A 17,053-nucleotide genomic window follows, 5' to 3' on the forward strand; every position below is an offset into this window, starting at 1 on the left:
TACGTGCCGCAAAGGGCAGCATCCAGCCATGACCCCGCCCGCCAGAACTCAAGCCGCCATTGAATTGCTCGACACGATCGTAATTGCCGCTCGCGAAGGCGGCGCAGCGGCGGACACGCTGATCGCGCGCTATTTCGGGACGCGTCGCTATGCCGGTTCCAAGGATCGCCGAGCCGTTCGCGAACTTGTCTACGCCGCGATTCGGCAGGCCGGTGAACTGCCGCAGGACGGTCGCGCCGCGGTGGTGGCGCTTGCCGATAACGATCACGCGCTTGCCCAGACGTTCGACGGATCGACCCATGCTCCCGCCGCGATCACCGCGGACGAGCCGCGTGCGCAACCCGGTTCCGCACCCGCGTGGCTGGCAAAAATGCTGATGGCGTCCGGGGTCGATCCCGCAACGCTCACCGACCGCGCGCCGCTCGACGTGCGGGTTAACCGGTTGAAGGCGACGCGAGATATGGTGTGCGCCGATATTCCGGGCGCGGAGCCGACCCTATACGCACCGGAGGGTCTTCGCCTCGCGTCCGGCACGAACGTGGAGACGCTGCCCGCCTTCCGCGACGGAGCGATCGAGGTTCAGGACGAGGGCAGCCAGATCGTCGGCATGGCGGTTGCGGCGCAGCCGGGCCAGCGCATCGTCGATCTATGCGCGGGTGCTGGGGGCAAGACGCTCGCGTTGGCAGCAGCGATGACAAACGAGGGGGTCATCCTGGCCTGTGACGTCGACCGTGGCCGCCTGTCGCGGCTTGCTCCGCGAGCGGCGCGCGCGGGCGTAAGCATCGTCGAGAAGCGACTGCTCGATCCCGCGGGGGAGAAGGCGGCACTCGCGGATTGGGTCGACAGCGCCGATACTGTGCTGATCGACGCGCCGTGTTCGGGCACGGGCACGTGGCGCCGCAATCCCGAAGCGCGTTGGCGCCTGAGCCCGGTGCGGCTGGACCGCCTGGTCGAGACGCAGGCCCATGTGCTTGACGTTGCCGCCGCGCTCGTGCGGCCCGGCGGGGCACTTGTGTATATCGTCTGTTCGCTGCTCGATCGCGAGGGGCCGGAGCAGGTCGACGCTTTTCTCGCGGCGCACACGGGTTGGGCCGCGGAACCGGTCGATCTGCCGTGCGGCGACGCTCGCGGCTCCGGCTTGCGGCTCACCCCGGCGACCTGTGGCACGGACGGTTTTTTCGTCGCACGGCTGCTACGCGCGTGCTAATTCGCGGTGTGCCTATTCTGGAGACGATCATGCGCACCTCGTCCGTCGCTTTGGCTGCTGCGCTTGCGGTGGTGTCGATCACGACCTCACTGAGCGGCCAGAAGCCCGATCCGGCGATCGACCCGCGCTCGATGCAGTTGCTCGAACAGGGCCGTGCCCAAAAGGCCGCGGGTAATTTCGATGGCGCGACGGATTCCCTGGAAACTGCGGTGGCAGTCGATCCCCGCAATCGCGCGGCCTTCGTCGCGCTCGCCGAAGTCGCCGAGGCGCGCGATCTTCCCGGCAAGGCCATTCGCCTGTATCGTGAGGCATTGCTGCTCGAACCCAACGACCTGGCGGCGCTGCGCGGGCAGGGCGAGGCGCTCGTTGCCAAGGGTGCGATCGTCCGGGCGCGAGCTAATCTCGCCAAGATACGTACTTTGTGTAAGACGGGGTGTGCCGATGCGACTGCGCTGGCCGCAGTCATCGCCAAGGGGCCACCGATCACAACGGCCGCCGTTGTGACGAAGCCCGCGACGGCCAAGGAATAAGGCTCAGCCCAGCGTTCTGGCGAGCCGGACGAACTCGGCAACCGACAGCGTCTCGGCCCTACGGGTCGGGTCGATTCCGATTTCCGCCATCGCCTCCTGCGCGCCCACCACGCTCTTCAGGCTCTGGCGCAGCATCTTGCGGCGCTGGCCGAATGCTGCCCCGGTAATCCGTTCCAGCGTGGCGAAGCGGACGCCTTGGGGCGGTTCGCTGGGAATTATATGAACGACCGCCGACATGACCTTGGGCGGTGGAGTGAACGCGGAGCGATGCACCGGCATCGCGATCCGTGCAGCGCTGCGCCACTGTGCCAGCACCGCCAGCCGGCCGTAAGCCGAGGTATCAGGCACCGCCACGATGCGGTCGGCAACCTCCTTCTGGAACATCAGCGTGCACGACTGCCACCACGGCGCCCACGCCCCCGACAACCAACCGACCAGCAGCGAGGTGCCGACATTGTAGGGCAGGTTGGAAACGATGTGGGGCTTGCCCGAGAACAATGCCGGTGCATCGACGGCAAGCGCATCCCCCTCGATCACGGTCAACTTGCCTGGATAAGCCTCTGCCAGTTCGGCCAGCGCCGGGATACACCGTCGGTCCCGCTCGATCGCGGTCACCTGCGCACCAGCGGCAAGCAGCGCGCGGGTAAGGCCACCCGGCCCGGGGCCGATCTCCAGCACCTCTGCGCCGACCAAATCACCCGGCACTGCCGCGATCCGCGCGAGCAACTGCCCGTCGAAGAGGAAGTTCTGCCCAAGCGCCTTGCTGGCCGACAGCCCGTGGCGCGCGATCACGTCGCGGAGCGGCGGCAGCGCGGTCACGCGGGCTCGCGTCTCTCGCCGGCGTAGGCGCGCTGGTCGGCAGCTTCACCCGCCATCAGGATCGCCGCGATCGTCGCCCCGGCATTCGCTAACCCACGCCCAGCAATTCCGAAGGCGGTGCCGTGGTCGGGCGAGGTCCGCACGATCGGCAGGCCCAGGGTCATGTTCACCCCGTCGTCGAAGTACAGCGTCTTGAGTGGCACCAGCGCCTGATCGTGATAGCAGCATATCGCCACGTCATAGCCTTCGCGCGCACGGGCGTGGAACATCGTGTCGGCTGCGAACGGGCCGCTGGCGTCGATCCCGTCCGCCCGCAGCCGCGCGATCGCCGGCTCCAGGATGTCAATCTCTTCGTGACCGATCGCGCCGCCTTCGCCGGCGTGGGGATTGAAACCCGCGAATGCCAGACGCGGCGCGGTGATCCCGAAGTTCTGCGTAAGCCCACGCGCGGTCGTATGCGCCTTGGCGACCAGCATATCGATCGACAACAACCCGGCGACCTTGGCCAACGGCACGTGCGTCGTGACCGGCACGACCCGCAATCCCGGGCCGGCCAGCATCATCACCGCATTTGCACCCACGCCGCCGCAGCGTTCGGCGAGGAACTCCGTCTGCCCGGGCCAGGTGAAGCCGATATCATAAAGCTGTGCCTTCGAAACAGGCCCTGTGACCAGCGCGCGCGCACTGCCCGACCGTACGAGATCGCACGCTAATTCAAGCGAATGCAGCGCACACCCGGCACCCGCCGCGTCGGGCACCCCAGGCACGATCTCGCCCGTGTTTTCGACATGCAGCACCGGCAAGGCCGCATCGAAGCGCTCGGCACCGGCGGCAACGTCCTCGACGATGGCGACTGGCCCCGACCAGACCCGCGTCAGCGCGCGGGCGTCACCTACCGCGACGAAGCGCGGGAGCCGGCGGGAAAGGCGCGCTTCCCAGGCTTTGCCGATCACTTCCGGACCAATCCCCGCGGGGTCGCCCATGGAGACGGCGAGCGGGGCAGTCATCCGCTCATCCTCAGCGATATTCGACGATCGCATCGCGGCGAAGGTCGCGCAGCTTCTGTTGCGCGCGCAGGTTCACCCGCTGCTGCTCCAACTGGCCCTGCACCTGGTCGGCGCGTGGAATTGCGGCCCCCTGCGGCGCGTCGATGCCGCACAGCACCAGACCGCGCACCCCCTCGGTAGCGGAACCGAACGGCGGGCTCGCCTCGCCCACTTGAAGCTTCAACATGATTTCCTGGAGTTGCGGCGGCAGATCGCGGATACGGATCGTGTCATTGTCGACGACCTCGGCGTTGACGGTCGCCGCGATCCTGGCCACCGTGCCGCAACCACGGACGGTCTGCAAAGCCTTGCCGAACGCGGCGGCGCGTGCCGCCGCGTCCGTCTGGCTGGTGTTCGGCGGAAAACGGACGGTCAGCTGCTTCAAACTCAGCCGTGAATCGCGTGGATCAGCCGATCCGATCCGCCGCTTGTCGGTGAGATAGAGGATCGAATAGCCGCCCGGAATCTGGATCGGTCCTGCGACCTGACCGATCTGCATCCCTTGCGCCGTCGCGGCGAGGGCATCGGGGAGCTGCGCCGCACGCACCCATCCCAGGTCTCCGCCCACCCCGCGCGTCGAGGCGACCGAGAACTGGCGCGCATAATATTCGAACGGCTGCTGGCCCTTCTGCACTTCGGCCATGATCGCGCGCGCGCTGGCGAGCGATGCCTGCGCATCGGCGCCTTCCTCGGTATAGATTTCCTTCAGCGCGAACTCCTCCGTCCCCTGCGAGGCCTTGACCCGCTCCAGGATCGCGTTGACCTCCTCGTCACCGACGTTGACGAACGGTTCCACTCGGCGGCGCAGATAGCGCGTCCACGCCAATTCGCCTTCGATCTGACGCCGAAGCGAACGATCGGAGGTTCCCGCCTTGCGAAGATAGGCGGCCAGTCCGTTTGCCGGCTGGCCCAGTCGCTGCGCGACACCGGCGAAACTGCGGGTGATCTCCTCGGGCGTGACCGTGATGTCGTTGGTGCGCGCTTCCTGGATCTGCAGCGTCTCGTCGATCAGCTGGCGCAACACCTGAACCTTCAGCCGCTCACGCTCCTCGGCGGTCAACGTCGCGCCGTTCGCCACCGCGATCAGCGATACGCGCTGGTCGACGTCAGTGCCGGTGATGACCGCGCCGTTGACGATCGCCGTCGCCTTGCGGACGTTGGGATCGACCTTGCCGAAGATCTGCAGATTGGCCGGGATGTCGAGCCCGCCCGTTTCGGGCACCTGGCCGTCCGGCACCGTCTGCGCGATCGCGCCACCCGCCAGGACCGCCGCCAGCGCGAACCCCGCCGCGCGCCCCAAGAACATCTGCTTCGTCACGCCTGTACCTTCGTCGTCTCGGGAAAGATGCTTGCCCGATATGGCGCACCTGCCGCAGAATAACTGAACCGCGGCTTAGCGACCGAGGTTGGTGAACGCCAGCGTCAAGAGGAAGCTGTTGCCGCCGCGCGCGTCGCCGGTATCCTGATAGTCGCGCCGCCACGTCACCCCCAGGCGCAGGCAATCGTCCTCATATTGCACGCCCAGCCTGTGTCGCACGGGATCGAACCCATCCGAAAGCGACAGCGAATCCTCACGCCGGTCGGTCAGATCGACGACCGCCGAGGCGAAGGCCGACCAGAAGCGCGCGAACTGCACCCGGCCCGCCACGCGGGCTTCCTCGCGGTCCTGCAAATCCTCGATCGCCGGGAAGATGTCGCGGTTCAGTCGCAGGTAACCCAGCAGCAGATAGGTCGAGCGCGAGCCGATCGTCGCATCCACCTCGTTGCGCCGCACCGCGAAGCCATCCTTGTCGAGCCGGTAGCGGTGGACGATCGAGGTGACGTCGCGGATGCGCAACTCGCTGCGCCCCGTGATGTCGGAAAAGCGATCGGCGAGTCCGGTGCCGGGGTACAGGATGGTCGCCCGTCTATCGAGCCGATAGCTCTGGCCGATGACCGTCTCGAAGGTCAGCCCCGGCAAGTCGATCGCCCATTGCGCGCCGTAGGTCGCGCGCGTGGAATCCTCGAACCGATCGTAACCGGGAAAGCGATTGAGCGCGAACAGATTGGAATCGTCGAGATCGACCGATCGTGAGTCCTCGTTGGGGATCGAGAAATTGCGCACCCGCGGTGCGGCGACGATCTGCAGGCGCGGGGTCAACCGCTGCGTGCCGCCCAGGAAAGAGCCAATCAGCGGCCATTTGAGATCGGCGGCGACGGCCGCGATGGCCCGGTTCTGAAATCCGCCTTCGCCGCTGTAGATCGCCGGGCTCGTGAGCAGGTCGGAGGAGTGGTACAGGTCGCCGCGCGCGAACGCGGTCAGCGTCAGTTCCTGGCCCCAGCGGGTCACCCGGCGCAGATCCCATTGCGCGCTGGCAAACGCACGCTGCGTATCCTGTCCTGCGGCGCGGCCGATCGCGAGCGTGTTGACCTGCAATTGCACCTGCCCGCCGATCAGCGGATCGACCAGCCGGCGGCGATAGTCGATCTCCGGAAAGGCGATGGGCTGCAAGCCTTGCAGGTCGTTCACCCTCAGGGTCTGCACGGCCCAGCCGTTGATCGCCAGATAACTGTCCGCGTCGATATGCTGAAGTGACAGCGTGGTGCGCAACCGGTCATCACGCGAGATGTCGTAGCGCCTTAGGAACGTGCGGTCGGTGACCAGCCTCAGCGAGGTGGATAGGCTCCACTCGGGAGTGAATTGGAATCGCCCGATCCCGTCCAGATACCCGCGGAACGCCTTTTCGGTCGCGGCCACGGTGGTCGTCGACAGATCGTCGCTGCGCCGGCTGGACGTGGCATAGCCGGTGATGCTCACCGCGCCGATCGAGGTCAACTGCTGATATTGTCCCTGCACCATCGGCAGCGCTGCGGAATAGACCCGCGGCGTGATCGTCAGCCCCTTATCGGGCGCCAACCGCCAGTAATACGGCACCGCGACCGAAAATCCGTTGACCCGGCCATAGCGCACGTCCGGGCTCAGAAGCCCACTGTCGCTCCCGTCGCCGATCGGGTGGGAGAATTTCGGCAGGGGGATCGTCGGCAAGCCGAATAGTTCGATCCGCCCTCCGGCGTAATATACCCGCTTGCGATCCGGCCGGTAGGTCACGCGCACCGCCGTGATCTTCCAGGTCGGTTCCTTGGGGCACCCCGCCGACGTCACCACGGCGCAGGGCGTGTACGCGGCGTGATCCAGTGCGACCGTGCCGTCCGACTCGCGCCGCCCGCGGTCGGCCGCTAGTCGGCCGCCCTGTTCCAGCACGATCAGCATGTTGGCGACCACGCCGTCTTTCAAACTGTCGCTTAAGTCGATCGAATCGCCATAGGCGATGTCGCCTTCGGGATTCGTCACGGCGACATTGCCCGTTGCGACTACGCGCCCCGTCCTGCGGTTCCACACGACCTTGTCGCCACGCAGCCGCTCGCCTTCGCGCGCCATTCTGACGTCGCCGATCGCGGTGACGATGTCGGCGTTGGTATCATATTCCAGCGCGCCTGCGCTGAACTGTACCTGATCGGCTCCGTCGGCGGCGGGCGGCGGAGCAGGCTCGCTGGACGGCGGCGGTGGTTGCACCGCACGGTCCTGAAGATCCTGCGCGAGGGCCGGGGCGGCGGACAGCGCCAGCGCACAACCGGCCATCAGGTGGAAACGCGACACGATGATACGAATATCCCATCCGGCGCGCCCGCCGCCAAGCCGGACGCCACGAACGCCGCCTATCGCATCCGAAAGGCGGCACGGCAATCGTCGTGCTTGGCTTGATCGCCCGAGGGGCATACAGCCAATTCACAACTGATCCGAAAGCCCGCTTTTCCCATGCATATCGCCTTTCGCCCGGAAGCCGGCACCGATGCCGCCATTCTCGTCCTGCCTGTCGAGAAGGATGGCCTGCCGCGTGTGCGGTGGGGCGTGATCGACGCCGCTGCGCAGGCGAGCGCTGCTGCTGCCGCTGCACGCTTCACCGGCGATGCCGGCGCAATCGTCGAACTGTTCGTGGCTCACGGCGGCGGCTTTCGCCAAGTGCTGCTCGTCGGCATCGGCAGCGGTGCCGACGTCGATTGGGAAAAGGCGGGCGGTGCGCTGACAGCCAGGCTGCTGACCTCGGGGGTGACCGAAGTCACCGTCGATCTCTCCGCGCTGGGTGTCGCACCCTCGTCGCGCGCGATCGCCAGATTCGCCGGGACCGCTGCGCAACGCGCCTGGCGACACGACATCTATCGCACCAGGCTTGCCGATGCGCAGAAGCCGACGCTGGCCACCATCACGATCGCGGGCGCGCCGTCAGGCACCGATACGGCTTGGGCGGCGCAGTCTGCGCTTACCGATGGCATGGCGCTCACCCGCAGCCTCGTGGCCGAACCGCCCAACATTCTCTATCCCGAGACCTTCGTCGAACGCGTGACGCAGGACGTCGCGGGCCTTGGTCTGGAAATCACGGTGCTGGACGAGGCGCAGATGCGCGACCTCGGCATGGGTTCGCTGCTCGCGGTCAGCCTCGGCTCGGTACGTGAAGCGCGGGTGCTGGCGCTGATGTGGCGCGGGGCGGGAGAGGGCGATCCGGACATCGCGTTCGTAGGCAAAGGCGTCACCTTCGACACCGGCGGCATCTCGCTGAAGCCTGGACCCGGCATGGAAGACATGAAGTGGGACATGGGTGGTGCGGGCGCCGTCGTCGGCGCGATGAAGGCAATCGCGGGGCGCAAGGCGAAGGCCAACGTGGTTGGCGTCTGCGGCCTGGTCGAGAACATGCCCGACGGCGCCGCATCGCGCCCCGGTGACGTGGTCACGTCGATGAGCGGCCAGACGATCGAGATCCTCAATACCGATGCCGAGGGCCGGCTGGTTTTGGCAGACGCGATCACCTGGACGCAAAAGACTTTCCGCCCCAAGACGATCGTCGATCTGGCGACGCTGACGGGCGCGATGATCGTCAGCCTTGGCAACGAATATGGTGGCCTGTTCGCCAATGATGAAGCCCTGGCGGAGCAGTTGCTTGCATCCAGCTTGGCAAGCGGGGACAAATTGTGGCGCTTCCCGCTGTCGGAAACTTACGACAAGATGATCGACAGCCCCATTGCCGACATGAAGAACATCGGTGGCAAGGGCGCGGGCTCGATCACTGCGGCGCAGTTCATCAAGCGCTTCGTGGATGAAGGCGTGAAGTGGGCGCATCTCGACATTGCGGGAATGGTCTGGTCCGACAAGCCGGGCAGCCATCACGACAAGGGTGCGACAGGTTACGGTGTCCGCCTGCTCGACCGCTTCGTCGCGGATCATTGCGAGGGTTGAGGGGGCGTGCAGGTCGACTTCTATCATTTGACCGCCTCACCGATCGACCGCGTCCTGCCGATGCTGGCAGAAAAGGTGCTCAGGATCGGCGCGCGCCTTCTGGTGGTGGCGGGGGAGGGCGCGCAACGTGCGCAAATCGACAAATTGCTATGGATATGCGCACCCGACAGCTTCCTGCCACACGCCCAGGCCGGTGACGAAGATGATGCGGCTCAGCCCATCCTCATCGCCGCCGAGGCCGTAGCCGCCAATGGCGCGGGCAACATCCTGATTGCCGACGGCCTGTGGCGCGACGAGGCGCTCGCGTTCGACCGCGCGTTCCACCTATTTGACGAACAGGCGATCGTTCCCGCTCGTGCGGCATGGAAGGCACTTGCCGGCCGCGAACAGGTGGAACGCCGCTATTGGAAGCAGGACGATCACGGTAAGTGGACGCAGGCAGCCTAGCTTGCATCTACGGCCCCTCGCGACTAGGGGACCGCCACTTCCCGAAAACCCCCTCGAGCAGACAGGAGCCCGTGACCGTCATGGCCGCGAACCGTACTTTTTCGATCATCAAGCCCGACGCCACGCGCCGCAACCTGACCGGTGCGGTCACCAAGATGCTGGAGGAAGCCGGCCTGCGCGTCGTCGCATCCAAGCGCATCCAGATGACCCGCGAACAGGCCGAGGGCTTCTACGGCGTCCACCGCGAGCGGCCGTTCTTCAACGACCTCGTCAGCTTCATGATTTCGGGGCCGGTCGTCGTTCAGGTTCTGGAGGGCGAAAACGCGATGCAGCGCAACCGCGACGTCATGGGTGCCACCAACCCGGCCAATGCCGACGCGGGCACGATCCGCAAGGAACTGGCCGAATCGATCGAGGCCAATTCGGTTCACGGATCGGATTCAGATGAAAATGCCGAGATCGAGATCGCATATTTCTTCCAGCCAGACGAGATCGTCGGCTGATGACCGGCTGGCAGTTGCGGCGTGCGGCAGCCGCCGACGCCGCCGCTGTCGCACTGGTCGCAAATGCCACGTTCCTCGAGACCTATGCCGGCATGTTGCCCGCGGCCGATATCGTCGCGCATTGCGCCGTCAAGAACTCGGTTGAAGCCTATGCCGTCTGGGCCGAAGATGCGGGCAGCGTGCTGACCATCGCGGAACATCCTCGGGGCAGCGCACCCATAGGCTTTAGCTTGCTGACGCTCCCAGACCTGCCCATCTCGCTCGAACCAGGCGATCGAGAGTTGCGCCGCATTTACGCGTTGGCGACGACATATGGCGCAGGCCTGGGGTGGGCGCTGATCGTCCGCGCTATAGAGGACGCGCGCAACTGCGGCGCTACTCGCGTCCTGCTCGGCATGAACAAGCTGAACCTGCGCGCCCACGCATTCTACGAGCGTCAGGGCTTTGCCGCGATCGGAGAGCGCAAGTTCATCGTGGGTAACACCGTCAATGACGACTTCATCCTCGCACGCACTGTCTAGGGCTTCGCGCGCGCCCACAGCGCATCGAGCCGCGCGGGAGTTCCGCCGCCCTCGCGCAATACCATGCCACGGATCTCCAGAGCCCGGCCGCGAAGTGGCCTGGGGTGGGTCCGCCAGATAAGATCATAGATCGCACGTTCCGATCTGGCGCCGCGTTCGTCCTGGCAATCACTGTCGATCAGCACGGGAAGGCGGCCTTGACGCGTATCGGCACCACCATCGGTCAGCTTCAGCAGCGGGTCGGCCAACCAGTCGGCCTCCATTTCGTGCACCGTCACCGTCGATCGATCCGCCAGGTGCAACGCTGGCGGGAAGGTGATGGTAGTCACTTGCAACGCGCAAGCGACGCCCTTGAACGCGAGACTTGCGCCTCCCTCATCGGTTGCGATCAATCCAATCCGGCGGCGCTCCGATGCGGCTGCCTCACGCCCGGTGCGTTGCGCGTCCTCGCGCACCTGCGCCGCGTCGCGCCGTTCCGACCAGCTGTTCCACAGCGTCGCTGCGCCGATGAGCAAACCCATGACCGCGACGACTTCCGCAAGCGTTACCCACCTCCGCCGGGTAGCGGCCGCTTCATGGCGATCCGCCGGAGTCTCGCTCATCGGCCGCCAGCCTCCAGTAGCCGGGCCGGCGCCGCGAGTTCCCAGCTGCGCGCGATGCGATCGTCGATCAGCGCCCAATCGGGATCGTCGCTCAGGTTCATCGACACCCAACCAGCAGGCCCGAGATAGGCGGGTCTGGAATACGTCTGCGGCGCCGCCTCCATCAGCATCGCCTGCTCGTCCGGTCCCACGGTACGAACGCAGACCACGATCAGCCCGTCGCCATGATGATTGTCACGGACCTGCGCGAATTGCTTGCTCCCTACGAAAAACGTCGGCTGGCCGTGGCTCACCCGCTCCTCGGCTTCCGGTAACGCCAGTGCGGTTTCGCGGATGCGGTCCAGAATGGTCATCGCTGCACGAACTCCGCTAATATGCGCGGGTACAACGCATGTTCGGCGATCAAGACCCGCGCCGCCAGCGCATCCGCATCGTCGCCCGGCAGGATCGGTACTTCGGCTCGGCCCAGAACCGTGCCGCCGTCAAGTTCCTCCGTCACGACATGGACCGAGCATCCGGCCACCGCGTCGCCGGCTGCGATGGCGCGCGCATGCGTGTCCAGGCCCTTGTACTTGGGCAGCAGGGAAGGATGGATGTTGACGATCCGCCCCCGCCACTTGGCTACGAAATCGTCAGAAAGCAGCCGCATATACCCCGCCAAAGCGATCGTTTTCGTTCCCGCGGCGCGGAGCGCGGCATCGAGCGCCGCCTCGTAAGCCACCTTGCCAATCCCACGTGGCGAGAGCGCGAACGTCCGCAGTCCACGCGCCTCTGCCCAGGCCACGCCCGCAGCATCGGGCTTGTCGGACGCCACCAGCACGACCTCATATGCTTCGGCCATCTCCACCAGTGCCATCATGTTCGATCCGCGGCCCGAGATCAGAATCGCGACCCGCTGCTTGTCAGGCATGCGTCGCTGTCCAGTCGGCGCGCGCGCTCCACGTTTCCGCCGATCCGCGCACCGTGCATCCACGCGAACCGCGTTCGATGACGCCGATCCGGAGCACTGTCTCACCCGCAGCCGCCAGTGCGCCAGCGACTGTGTCGGCGGCTTCGGCGGCAACCACGACCGCCATGCCGACCCCGCAATTGAAGGTCCGCGCCATCTCCTCCGGCTCGATCGCGCCTTGTGCTTGAAGAAAGGCCATCAACCGCGGCTGTTCCCAGGCGTCGGCGTCGATCGCGGCATGCGCATCGGCCGGCAGCACCCGCGGAACATTTTCCAGCAAACCGCCGCCGGTGATGTGCGCGAGGCCCTTGATCGACCCTGCACGCAGCAACGGCAACAGGCTTTTAACGTAGATGCGGGTGGGCGCCATCAGATGGTCGATCAGCAGGCGATCCTGATCGAACAGGGCGGGACGATCCAGCTTCCACCCGCGATCCGCTGCCAGTCGGCGGACGAGCGAAAAGCCGTTGGAATGGACGCCCGATGAGGCAAGACCCAGGATCACGTCCCCGGCGGTGATCTCACGCCCGGTCAGCACCTGGTTGCGCTCGACCGCGCCGACGCAGAAGCCCGCAAGGTCGTAGTCGCCCTCGGCATACATCCCAGGCATCTCAGCAGTTTCGCCACCGATCAACGCGCAGCCCGCTTGCAGGCAGCCCTCGGCGATCGAAGCGACGACCCGCTCGGCAACGCCGGCGTCGAGCTTGGCGGTGGCGTAATAATCGAGGAAGAACAGCGGCTCGGCGCCTTGCACGATCAGGTCATTGGCGCACATGGCGACCAGATCGATGCCGACGCCCTCGTGCCGGTCCCATTCGATCGCCAGCTTCAGCTTGGTGCCGACGCCGTCGTTAGCCGCCACCAGCAGCGGATCGGAAAAGCCCGCAGCCTTCAGATCGAACAACCCGCCGAACCCACCCAGTTCGGCGTCCGCGCCCGCCCTGCGGGTGGCTTTGGCGAGTGGGCCGATCGCACGCACCAGCGCGTTTCCGGCGGCGATCGACACGCCGGACTCGGCGTAGGTATAAGGTTCGTTCTGGGCCATACTCTCGCCATTACCGACATGCCGCTTGGATTTCCACGCCGCCTTCGCCAAAAGGCGCGAACGTGATGCATATCCGTCCTCTTCCTGCCCTGGCCGCCGTGCTCGTCCTCGCGCTCGGCACCGCTTCGCTCGTCGCGCAGATCGACGGCGGTGCGCGCGGCGTCGCGCCGATCGACAGTTCGGGCGCCTATGAAGTCTCGGGCGTCACCGTCGATGTCTCCGCCAAGACCGCCGATGCGGCCCGGCTCGGCGGCTGGCGGCTGGCGCAGCGCCGCGCCTGGACGCAATTGTCGCAGCGGCTCGGCGCCGGCGGGCGCGCCGTATCGGACGGCACGCTGGACGGGCTCGTCTCCGGGATCGTTGTCGAGCGCGAACATATCGGCCCGACGCGGTATTTGGGGAAATTGGGTGTTCTGTTCGACCGCCGCCGCGCGGGGGCTCTGCTGGGTATCTCGGCTTATGCGGCGCGTTCGCCGGCCATGTTGATACTTCCCGTGCAAATGTCGGGCGGCGTGGCGCAAACCTTCGAACAGCGCAGCGACTGGCAGGCGGCCTGGGCGCGCTTTCGCACCGGCAACAGCATCATCGACTATGTGCGGCCGTCCGGATCGGGAGCCGATGCGCTCCTGCTGAATTTCGGCCAGACCACGCGTCCGGGTCGCGGCTGGTGGCGGACGATCATCGACCAATATGGCGCGTCGGATATTTTGATCCCCGGTGTTCGACTGTACCGACAATGGCCCGGCGGACCGGTGATCGGCGCGTTTACCGCGCGGCATGGTCCGGACAATCGTATGATCGGCAGCTTCACGCTGCGGGTGGGCAACGCGGCCGGTGTGCCGCAACTGCTCGACGCGGGCGTGAAGCGCATCGACGCTTTGTACCAGCGCGCGCTGCGCGAAGGCTTGCTGGAACCCGATCCCACGCTTCAGCCGCCGCCATCCCCGGAAACTGCGAAACCCGTCGACGAACCCGTTCCGGGCGACGGCGACATCGACGCGATCCTGGCCGATCTCGCGAGCACCACCGCGGCGGGGCAGGGCATACCCGTCACAGTGCAGTTCGATACCCCCGCCGCATCTGCGATTTCGGGGACCGAGGCGGCCATGCGCGCGGTTCCTGGCGTCCGCTCGGCACAGACCACCAGCCTGGCACTCGGTGGCGTATCGATCATGCGCGTCATCTTCGATGGCGATCCGGCACAATTCCGCAGCAGCCTGGAGGCACGCGGCTATCAGGTGTTCGGCCGCGGCCAGACGGTGCGCATCCGCCGAGCGGCGGCTCTTCTCCCGCCCGATCTTCCCGCGGACGGAACGGCCGTTCCATGAGCCAGATGGCCCTCCCGCTCGCATGGCCCCCGGACCCGCGGGCCGATGCGTTCCTCGTCTCGGAGTCGAATGCCGCAGCCGTCCACACGCTGGAGCATTGGGCGACCTGGCCGACGCGGGCCGCATTGCTGACCGGCCCGCGCAAATCCGGCCGCAGCCTGCTGGCGCGCATCTTCGCAGCCAAGAGCGGCGGCACGATCCTGGATGATGCCGATCGGTTGGCGGAAGCTGACGTCTTCCACGCCTGGAACCAGGCGCAGGAAACCCGCCGCCCCCTGCTGATCGTCGCCGAAGCCGAACCGCCGACCTGGCCGGTCAAGTTGCCAGACCTGCGTTCGCGCCTCGCTGCCAGCGCGCGTGCCGCGATCCAGCCGCCCGACGACGCGCTGATGCCGCAGCTTCTCGGCCGCCTGTTCGACCGCCGTGCACTCGATGCGCGCAACGACCTGATCGAATGGCTGGCCGCCCGTATCGAGCGCAGTCATGTGGCTGTCATGCGCGCGGTCGATGCTCTGGATCAGGAAGCGATGGAACGGCGCAAGCGTCTGTCCATTCCCTTTGCACGCATCACCTTGGTCGACGCCGGCATCATATCGCCCGCCCGGCCCAGCGAGGATACATGACCCGCCCCGCCCATATCGCCCGGCTCGACCAGGACGACGACGAACCCTATGCTGGCGCGAGCGACGGCCGGTATTTCAACCGGGAGCTGTCATGGCTCGCGTTTAACCGGCGGGTGATGGAGGAGGCGTGCAACCCCGCGCACCCGCTGCTCGAACGCCTGCGCTTCCTGTCGATCTCCGGCTCGAATCTCGACGAATTTTTCATGGTGCGCGTGGCGGGGCTGAAAGGGCAGCAGGCGCAGGACGTCGATCGCCGGTCCGTCGATGGCCTGACGACGGTGCAGCAACTCGGCGCGATCATCGCCGAGGCCGATCGGTTGATGGAAAGCCAGCAGGCGGTCTGGGGCGACCTGCGTGTGCTGCTCGACGGCGCCGGCCTGCATGTGCTGCGCCGCGACTCGATTGATGGCGCGACCGAAGAATGGCTCGAAGGCCATTTCCGTGAACAGATATTCCCGATCCTGACGCCGCAGGCGCTCGACCCTGCGCATCCATTTCCGTTCATCCCGAACAAGGGCATGTCGGTGATCTTCGATCTCGTCCGCGTGTCCGACGAGGAACCGATCCGCGAATTGGTGATGCTGCCTGCCGCGATGCCGCGCTTCGTTCGCCTGCCGGGGGTGGAGGACCGCTTCGTCGCGGTTGAATCGGTGCTCAAGCGGTTCGCGCCGTTGCTCTTTCCGGGCTACGTCGTCCACGGCGCGGCGACTTTCCGCGTGTTGCGTGACAGCGATATAGAGATCGAGGAAGAAGCCGAAGATCTCGTCCGCTATTTCGCCAACGCCATCAAGCGACGCCGCCGCGGCCGCGTGATCCGCTTGGAACTCGAAACGGGCATGCCCGACGCTTTGGCCGCGGTCCTCAAGGAGGAACTGGGCGGCACCGACGCGATCATCACCGAAAGCGGTAACCTTTTGGGCATCAACGATCTCGAAGCGATCGTCGATGCCGAACGCCCCGACCTGAAGTTTCCACCATTCACGCCCCGTTTTCCCGAACGCATCCGCGAGTTCGGCGGGGATTGCTTCGCAGCGATCCGGTCCAAGGACATCGTCGTCCACCATCCCTATGAGACGTTCGACGTCGTCCTGGCCTTTTTGAAGCAAGCCGCTGCGGACCCGGACGTAGTGGCGATCAAGCAGACCCTTTACCGTGCGGGCAAGCAGCCGGCGGTCATCAACGCCCTGATCGCCGCGGCCGAGGCCGGCAAGTCGGTTACCGCGGTCGTTGAACTCAAGGCGCGGTTCGACGAGGAGCAGAATATCGTCTGGGCCTCGGCGCTGGAGCGGGCAGGGGTGCAGGTCGTATACGGCTTCATCGACTGGAAGACGCATGCCAAGGTGTCGCTGGTAGTTCGGCGAGAGGGCGGCCAGTTTCGCACCTATTGCCACTTCGGCACCGGCAATTACCACCCCATCACCGCCAAGATCTACACCGACCTCAGCTTCTTCACCGCCGACCGCCAGATCGGCTCCGACGCGTCGCAGATGTTCAACTACATCACCGGCTATGTCGAACCCGTCGCGATGAAATCGGTGATCCTCAGCCCGCACGATTTGCGCGCGCGGCTGGTCGGGCTGATCGACGTCGAGATCGCCAACGCCCGCGCGGGCTGCCCCGCGGCGGTCTGGGCGAAGATGAACAGTCTCGTCGATCCTTCCGTCATCGAGAAATTGTACGAGGCGAGCGAGGCGGGGGTCGTCGTCGACCTCATCATCCGCGGCATATGCTGCCTGCGTCCCGGCGTGCCCGGCATGTCGAGCAACATCCGCGTCAAGTCGATCGTCGGCCGCTTCCTGGAGCACAGCCGCATCTGGGCGTTCGGCAACGGCAAGGCGCTGCCCAACGACGGCGCGCAATTGTTCATATCGTCGGCCGACTGGATGCCGCGAAACTTCGACCGACGCGTGGAATACATGCTCCCGATCGAAAACCCGACCGTCCACGACCAGATCCTCGATCAGGTCATGGTCGCCAACCTCATCGACACCGAACAAAGCTGGGAATTGATGGCGGATGGCACCTATGCGCGCGAAGATCCCGGCGACAAGCCATTCAACCTGCATCGGTATTTCATGACCAACCCGTCGCTGTCGGGGCGCGGCGCGGCGCAGGACGGCGCGGATATCGTGCCGACGCTGTCGCTGCGGCGCGGGCATTAACG

17 protein-coding genes are annotated in these 17,053 nt (G+C 66.1%); 9 read left to right on the plus strand and 8 right to left on the minus strand.

Annotated elements, in window-relative coordinates:
* Positions 1-28 precede the first annotated feature (28 nt).
* Both VF643_RS06230 and VF643_RS06235 read left to right on the plus strand, forming a co-directional pair.
* Positions 29-1,207, plus strand: coding sequence for an RsmB/NOP family class I SAM-dependent RNA methyltransferase (locus VF643_RS06230; protein WP_331042508.1), 1,179 nt, complete (start codon positions 29-31; stop codon positions 1,205-1,207).
* 29 nt (positions 1,208-1,236) lie between these two features.
* The gene (locus VF643_RS06235) at positions 1,237-1,737 is read left to right on the plus strand and encodes a hypothetical protein (RefSeq protein ID WP_331042509.1); all 501 of its coding nucleotides are present in this window, start codon (positions 1,237-1,239) and stop codon (positions 1,735-1,737) included.
* 3 nt (positions 1,738-1,740) lie between these two features.
* On the opposite strand, the gene rsmA is transcribed toward VF643_RS06235, so the two are convergent.
* The 4 genes from rsmA to VF643_RS06255 all read right to left on the minus strand — a co-directional run bounded on the left by rsmA (position 1,741) and on the right by VF643_RS06255 (position 7,221).
* Entirely contained in the window at positions 1,741-2,556 is an 816-nt protein-coding gene (gene rsmA, locus VF643_RS06240) for a 16S rRNA (adenine(1518)-N(6)/adenine(1519)-N(6))-dimethyltransferase RsmA (protein ID WP_331042510.1), read from the minus strand.
* Positions 2,553-3,563: a 4-hydroxythreonine-4-phosphate dehydrogenase PdxA gene (gene pdxA / locus VF643_RS06245; protein WP_331042511.1), complete on the minus strand. Its 1,011-nt coding sequence runs from the start codon at positions 3,561-3,563 to the stop codon at positions 2,553-2,555. Before pdxA ends, rsmA begins: the two co-directional genes overlap by 4 nt.
* Before the next feature lie 10 nt (positions 3,564-3,573).
* Entirely contained in the window at positions 3,574-4,920 is a 1,347-nt protein-coding gene (locus VF643_RS06250) for a peptidylprolyl isomerase (RefSeq protein WP_331042512.1), read from the minus strand.
* Positions 4,921-4,995: 75 nt separating this feature from the next.
* The gene (locus VF643_RS06255) at positions 4,996-7,221 is read right to left on the minus strand and encodes an LPS-assembly protein LptD (RefSeq protein WP_331042557.1); all 2,226 of its coding nucleotides are present in this window, start codon (positions 7,219-7,221) and stop codon (positions 4,996-4,998) included.
* 177 nt (positions 7,222-7,398) lie between these two features.
* Here VF643_RS06255 and VF643_RS06260 point away from each other — a divergent pair, with 177 nt between their 5' ends.
* The 4 genes from VF643_RS06260 (at position 7,399) to VF643_RS06275 (ending at position 10,342) form a co-directional block, all read left to right on the plus strand.
* Complete coding sequence (locus VF643_RS06260) at positions 7,399-8,871, plus strand: leucyl aminopeptidase (RefSeq protein ID WP_331042513.1); 1,473 nt, start codon at positions 7,399-7,401, stop codon at positions 8,869-8,871.
* A 6-nt stretch (positions 8,872-8,877) separates the two neighbouring features.
* The gene (locus VF643_RS06265; protein WP_331042514.1) at positions 8,878-9,318 is read left to right on the plus strand and encodes a DNA polymerase III subunit chi; all 441 of its coding nucleotides are present in this window, start codon (positions 8,878-8,880) and stop codon (positions 9,316-9,318) included.
* Positions 9,319-9,398: 80 nt separating this feature from the next.
* On the plus strand, positions 9,399-9,821 hold the full coding sequence (gene ndk / locus VF643_RS06270) for a nucleoside-diphosphate kinase (protein WP_331042558.1): 423 nt from the start codon (positions 9,399-9,401) through the stop codon (positions 9,819-9,821).
* Positions 9,821-10,342 (plus strand): GNAT family N-acetyltransferase, encoded by a 522-nt coding sequence (locus VF643_RS06275; protein WP_331042515.1) that lies wholly within the window; start codon positions 9,821-9,823, stop codon positions 10,340-10,342. The genes ndk and VF643_RS06275 overlap by 1 nt, the downstream gene beginning before the upstream one ends.
* Here the strand turns inward: VF643_RS06275 and VF643_RS06280 are convergent.
* From VF643_RS06280 to purM, 4 genes are all read right to left on the minus strand, one after another.
* Entirely contained in the window at positions 10,339-10,863 is a 525-nt protein-coding gene (locus tag VF643_RS06280) for a hypothetical protein (protein ID WP_331042516.1), read from the minus strand. The two genes, VF643_RS06275 and VF643_RS06280, sit on opposite strands and share 4 nt — an antisense overlap.
* 77 nt (positions 10,864-10,940) lie before the next feature.
* Positions 10,941-11,297, minus strand: coding sequence for an MmcQ/YjbR family DNA-binding protein (locus VF643_RS06285; protein WP_331042517.1), 357 nt, complete (start codon positions 11,295-11,297; stop codon positions 10,941-10,943).
* Positions 11,294-11,854, minus strand: coding sequence for a phosphoribosylglycinamide formyltransferase (purN, locus tag VF643_RS06290; protein ID WP_331042518.1), 561 nt, complete (start codon positions 11,852-11,854; stop codon positions 11,294-11,296). Before purN ends, VF643_RS06285 begins: the two co-directional genes overlap by 4 nt.
* Complete coding sequence (purM, locus tag VF643_RS06295) at positions 11,847-12,938, minus strand: phosphoribosylformylglycinamidine cyclo-ligase (RefSeq protein ID WP_331042519.1); 1,092 nt, start codon at positions 12,936-12,938, stop codon at positions 11,847-11,849. Before purM ends, purN begins: the two co-directional genes overlap by 8 nt.
* 65 nt (positions 12,939-13,003) lie before the next feature.
* Between purM and VF643_RS06300 the strand changes: the two genes are divergently transcribed.
* The 3 genes from VF643_RS06300 to VF643_RS06310 are packed head-to-tail and all read left to right on the plus strand — an operon-like array spanning position 13,004 to position 17,051.
* Positions 13,004-14,266, plus strand: a complete 1,263-nt coding sequence (locus tag VF643_RS06300; protein ID WP_331042520.1) for a heavy-metal-associated domain-containing protein — start codon at positions 13,004-13,006, stop codon at positions 14,264-14,266.
* Positions 14,263-14,889: an HdaA/DnaA family protein gene (locus tag VF643_RS06305; protein WP_331042521.1), complete on the plus strand. Its 627-nt coding sequence runs from the start codon at positions 14,263-14,265 to the stop codon at positions 14,887-14,889. Before VF643_RS06300 ends, VF643_RS06305 begins: the two co-directional genes overlap by 4 nt.
* Entirely contained in the window at positions 14,886-17,051 is a 2,166-nt protein-coding gene (locus tag VF643_RS06310; protein ID WP_331042522.1) for an RNA degradosome polyphosphate kinase, read from the plus strand. Before VF643_RS06305 ends, VF643_RS06310 begins: the two co-directional genes overlap by 4 nt.
* The last annotated feature ends 2 nt before the right edge of the window (positions 17,052-17,053 follow it).

Source organism: Sphingomonas sp. (assembly GCF_036387595.1).
Taxonomy (GTDB): domain Bacteria; phylum Pseudomonadota; class Alphaproteobacteria; order Sphingomonadales; family Sphingomonadaceae; genus Sphingomonas.

Bases quoted from the DNA above. Each gene is read 5' to 3' on its own strand.
- VF643_RS06230 (WP_331042508.1), top strand. From the start codon at position 29: ATGACCCCGCCCGCCAGAACTCAAGCCGCCATTGAATTGCTCGACACG.
- VF643_RS06235 (WP_331042509.1), top strand. From the start codon at position 1,237: ATGCGCACCTCGTCCGTCGCTTTGGCTGCTGCGCTTGCGGTGGTGTCG.
- pdxA (WP_331042511.1), bottom strand. From the start codon at position 3,563: ATGACTGCCCCGCTCGCCGTCTCCATGGGCGACCCCGCGGGGATTGGT.
- VF643_RS06255 (WP_331042557.1), bottom strand. From the start codon at position 7,221: ATGGCCGGTTGTGCGCTGGCGCTGTCCGCCGCCCCGGCCCTCGCGCAG.
- VF643_RS06260 (WP_331042513.1), top strand. From the start codon at position 7,399: ATGCATATCGCCTTTCGCCCGGAAGCCGGCACCGATGCCGCCATTCTC.
- ndk (WP_331042558.1), top strand. From the start codon at position 9,399: ATGGCCGCGAACCGTACTTTTTCGATCATCAAGCCCGACGCCACGCGC.
- VF643_RS06275 (WP_331042515.1), top strand. From the start codon at position 9,821: ATGACCGGCTGGCAGTTGCGGCGTGCGGCAGCCGCCGACGCCGCCGCT.
- VF643_RS06280 (WP_331042516.1), bottom strand. From the start codon at position 10,863: ATGGGTTTGCTCATCGGCGCAGCGACGCTGTGGAACAGCTGGTCGGAA.
- VF643_RS06285 (WP_331042517.1), bottom strand. From the start codon at position 11,297: ATGACCATTCTGGACCGCATCCGCGAAACCGCACTGGCGTTACCGGAA.
- purN (WP_331042518.1), bottom strand. From the start codon at position 11,854: ATGCCTGACAAGCAGCGGGTCGCGATTCTGATCTCGGGCCGCGGATCG.
- purM (WP_331042519.1), bottom strand. From the start codon at position 12,938: ATGGCCCAGAACGAACCTTATACCTACGCCGAGTCCGGCGTGTCGATC.
- VF643_RS06300 (WP_331042520.1), top strand. From the start codon at position 13,004: ATGCATATCCGTCCTCTTCCTGCCCTGGCCGCCGTGCTCGTCCTCGCG.
- VF643_RS06305 (WP_331042521.1), top strand. From the start codon at position 14,263: ATGAGCCAGATGGCCCTCCCGCTCGCATGGCCCCCGGACCCGCGGGCC.
- VF643_RS06310 (WP_331042522.1), top strand. From the start codon at position 14,886: ATGACCCGCCCCGCCCATATCGCCCGGCTCGACCAGGACGACGACGAA.